Source organism: Kocuria sp., assembly GCF_030536815.1.
Taxonomy (GTDB): Bacteria; Actinomycetota; Actinomycetes; order Actinomycetales; family Micrococcaceae; genus Kocuria; species Kocuria gwangalliensis.
In genome coordinates this window covers 1-3,667 of sequence record NZ_JAUNPE010000189.1, presented here as the reverse complement: position 1 = coordinate 3,667, position 3,667 = coordinate 1, and the positions used below count along the sequence as shown (strand labels likewise).

3 protein-coding genes are annotated in these 3,667 nt (G+C 66.9%); all 3 read left to right on the top strand.

Going from position 1 to position 3,667, the window contains the following annotated elements:
• Positions 1 to 184 precede the first annotated feature (184 nt).
• The 3 genes from rsmA to Q4E95_RS11830 are packed head-to-tail and all read left to right on the top strand — an operon-like array spanning position 185 to position 3,655.
• A complete protein-coding gene (gene rsmA / locus Q4E95_RS11840) occupies positions 185 to 1,141 on the top strand; it encodes a 16S rRNA (adenine(1518)-N(6)/adenine(1519)-N(6))-dimethyltransferase RsmA (RefSeq protein WP_303383496.1) in 957 nt (318 codons plus the stop codon).
• Positions 1,138 to 2,151, top strand: coding sequence for a 4-(cytidine 5'-diphospho)-2-C-methyl-D-erythritol kinase (locus Q4E95_RS11835; RefSeq protein WP_303383495.1), 1,014 nt, complete (start codon positions 1,138 to 1,140; stop codon positions 2,149 to 2,151). The genes rsmA and Q4E95_RS11835 overlap by 4 nt, the downstream gene beginning before the upstream one ends.
• Positions 2,152 to 2,194: 43 nt before the next feature.
• On the top strand, positions 2,195 to 3,655 hold the full coding sequence (locus Q4E95_RS11830) for an RNB domain-containing ribonuclease (RefSeq protein WP_303383494.1): 1,461 nt from the start codon (positions 2,195 to 2,197) through the stop codon (positions 3,653 to 3,655).
• Positions 3,656 to 3,667: the final 12 nt, after the last annotated feature.

Sequence of the window (3,667 nt, the reverse complement as noted above, 5' to 3'; positions counted from 1 at the left end):
AAGCTAGTCGGCATCAACCTTCCAACCTGACTCACCACAGGTTGACACCCTGCGCACAGCTACGTATCTCTGCCCCAAATGTTCGCAGCCGCCACAACCCCTCGAAGCTCTGCCCGAAATGTCAGCCCCACCCGCGAGATCCCTCTCCGGGAGGCATCCCACCCGAGCAACGTAGGATGAACCGGTGACCGACCAGAGCCTTGACGGCCCGCTCCTGGGCCCCGCAGAAATTCGAGAACTGGCCGAGCGTGCGGGCATTCGCCCCACCAAGACGCTCGGTCAGAACTTCGTGATCGATCCGAACACCATTCGGCGGATCGTGGCCACGGCGCACCTCACCTCGGACGAACATGTCCTGGAGGTGGGGCCCGGCCTGGGGTCGTTGACGCTGGGTCTGCTGGCGGCGTCGTCGGCGGTGACGGCGGTGGAGATCGACCCGCCGCTCGTGGCGCAGCTTCCGGAAACGGTTGAGCGGTTTTATCCGGAGGCCGCGTCTCGCTTGACCGTGGTGCAGCACGACGCCGCTCGCGTCACCGACCTGCCCGGCGCCACCCCGCCGACGGCGCTCGTGGCCAACCTGCCGTACAACGTGGCCGTGCCGGTGCTCCTGCACATCCTGGAAACGTTCCCCACCGTGCGCCACGGACTGGTCATGGTGCAGGATGAGGTCGCCGATCGCCTCGCCGCGGGGCCGGGATCGAGGGTGTACGGTGTGCCGTCGGTCAAGGCGAACTGGTATGCGGAGGTGTCCAAGGCCGGTGTGATCGGCAAGAACGTGTTTTGGCCGGCGCCCAAGATCGCGTCCGGGCTGGTGCGGTTCGAACGTCGTGACCCGCCGGCCGATGAGACGCTGCGCAAGGAAGTTTTCGCCGTGATCGACGCTGCCTTCGCCCAGCGGCGCAAAACCCTGCGTGCGGCGCTGAGCGGCTGGGCCGGATCCGGTGCGCGGGCGGAACAGATCCTGCGCGCTGCCGGTATCGAACCCGGCGAGCGCGGTGAAAAACTTGATGTCAAGGCCTTCGCGCGGATCGCGCGGGCCGCGGCAACGGTCCCGGATCCGCCAACGCAACCGCAGGCAGAACAGCAATCGCCGGCCACCCGGGAGACGCAGGCGGAACCGGCCACGGAGCACCACGAATGAGCCCCGCCGGATTGTGGGCCGCAGCCTCGGCCCCCGCCAAGACGAACCTGGCGCTGCACGTGGGTGACCCCGGGCCCGACGGGTTCCACCCGTTGGAAACCTTGTTCATCGCCGTGGACGTCCACGAAACGGTGACGGCCTCGATCAACTCCCACGTGACCCGGCGTGGCAGCGGAGTGCTGGTGTCCGTGTCCCCGGCACCGGGTAGCGAGTACGCGGAAATGATCCAATCCGGTGCGGCGAGGCTGTCGGACATTCCCCTGGACTCGTCGAACCTCGCGGTGCGTGCCGCGCTCGCCGTGTGCGCGGCTTACGAGTGCAATCCGGGGATCGAGCTGCGGATCGACAAGGCCGTTCCCGTGGCCGGTGGCATGGGTGGAGGGTCTGCGGATGCCGCCGCCGCACTCGTGGCCGTGGACGCGTTGCTCGCCCGGCACCTTGATCGGCCCCGGTTGGGCCGTGAGCGGCTCATGGGCATCGGGTCCGAGCTCGGTGCAGATGTTCCCTTCATGGTCCTCGGTGGTCTGGCCGAAGGCCGGGGCAGGGGCAACGACCTCCGCACCGTGGAGACCGGGAACCAACTTCATGTGGTGTTCGTCCCCCAGGATCAGGGGCTGTCGACCCCGGCGGTCTTCCGGCAATGGGACCGTGCGCATCGGGCCACTGTGGACCAGGGAAGCGCCCAGGCCCCGGACCCGTTGAATCGGACGCTCGTGACGGCTGCCGCCGTGGGTGATGCCGCGGGGGTGGCCACGTGGGTCCGTAATGATCTGCAGCCGCCCGCCATCGAGCTGCTCCCCGAACTGGCCGCGCTGCTCAACCACGGCGTGGACCTCGGCGCGCTCGCCGGGTGGGTTTCCGGATCGGGGCCCACGGTGTGTTTCCTGGCCAGATCCGCACAGGATGCGGACAACCTGGTCGACGGCTTGCGCCGCGAGCACCGGCACGCGTTTTCGACCACGGGGCCCGTGGAGGGTGCCCAATTGATCCCCGAGTGGGGCACAATCTAGACCAATGCGCCCGCGCTCGCGGACCTTGACGTGAGGAGACAGCATGCCCATCCGTCCCCACCAGGTCCAGGCCGTGCCCAAGCCGCTCGTCGAGGGTTTGGAAAAGCTCCGCGAGGATTTGACCATTCCCGAGGACTTCTCGGTCGAGGTGCACGACGCCGCCCTGCACGCCGCGCGGTATCCTCGCCTTCCCGAGCTGGACCGTACCGATCTGGAATTCGTGACCATCGACCCGGAGGGCTCCCGGGATCTGGATCAAGCGGTGTTCATCGAGACATCAGGGTCCGGATACATCGTCTGGTACGCCATTGCCGATGTCGCCGCGTTCGTGAGCCCCGGGGACCCTCTCGACCTGGAGGCCCACATCCGCGGCCAGACCCTGTACGGTCCGCACAAACGCACTCCGCTGCACCCTCCGGAGCTCTCCGAGGATGCCGCGAGTTTGCTCGAGAACGAGACCCGCCCCGCCGTGCTCTGGCGAATTACTCTGGATGAGAAGGGGCACCAGACGGCTCGCACTGTCCGGAGGGCCCTGGTCCGCAGCCGCGCCCAATACACCTACCGGGAAGTGCAGGACGCCCTCGACCGCGGTACCGCCTCGGAACCACTGCAGCTGCTCAAGACCGTGGGATTGCTGCGCGAACACATCGAGCACGAACGCGGCGGTGTGAGCCTGCAAATTCCCGAGCAGGAGGTCGAGACGTCCAACGGGGAATGGCACATTGTGCATCGTTCCGCGCTCCCGATCGAGGGGTGGAACGCGCAGATCTCACTGCTTACGGGAATGGCCGCCGCCGGCATCATGCTCGATGCCCGGGTGGGTCTGCTGCGGACCCTGCCCCCCGCCGACGCCGCCTCGTTGCGCAAACTTCGTGAGACCGCCAAGGCGCTGCGGATCGACTGGCCGCCCGACATGGACTACCCCGAATTCGTGCGCACCCTGGACCCGCAACGCCCGGATCACGCGGCCATGCTGTACTCGTGCACACTGTTGTTCCGCGGGGCGGGATACCTGGCGTTCAACGGGCAACGGCCGGACAATGCGCAGCACGCGGCCCTGGCCACCCATTACGCGCATGTGACGGCTCCTCTGCGGCGGCTGGTGGACCGCTACGCGGGCGAAGTCTGCCTTGCCGTGTGTGCGGGGGAACCGGTCCCCGAATGGGTGGCCACCGCATTGGCCCAGTTGCCCAGGGAAATGGAATCATCCAACCGCAAGGCATCGGCCTATGAACGCGGCATCGTGAACATGGTGGAGACGTTCATGTTGTCCCCGCATGTGGGCAAGGAATTTACGGGCACCGTGGTCGAAGTGGATGAAACCGGGGAGAAGGGTCGCTTCATTATCGGGAATCCGGCCGTGGAGGCGGGCATCAGGGGCGTGGATCTACCGTTCGGGCAGGAGATCCGGGTGCGCCTGGTGGATGCCGATCTGCGGAACGGACAATCGCGGTTCGAACTCGTGTGCTCGGAGGCCGTGCTCTCGGCGACAGCCGATTGTTAGCTCTCCAAATGC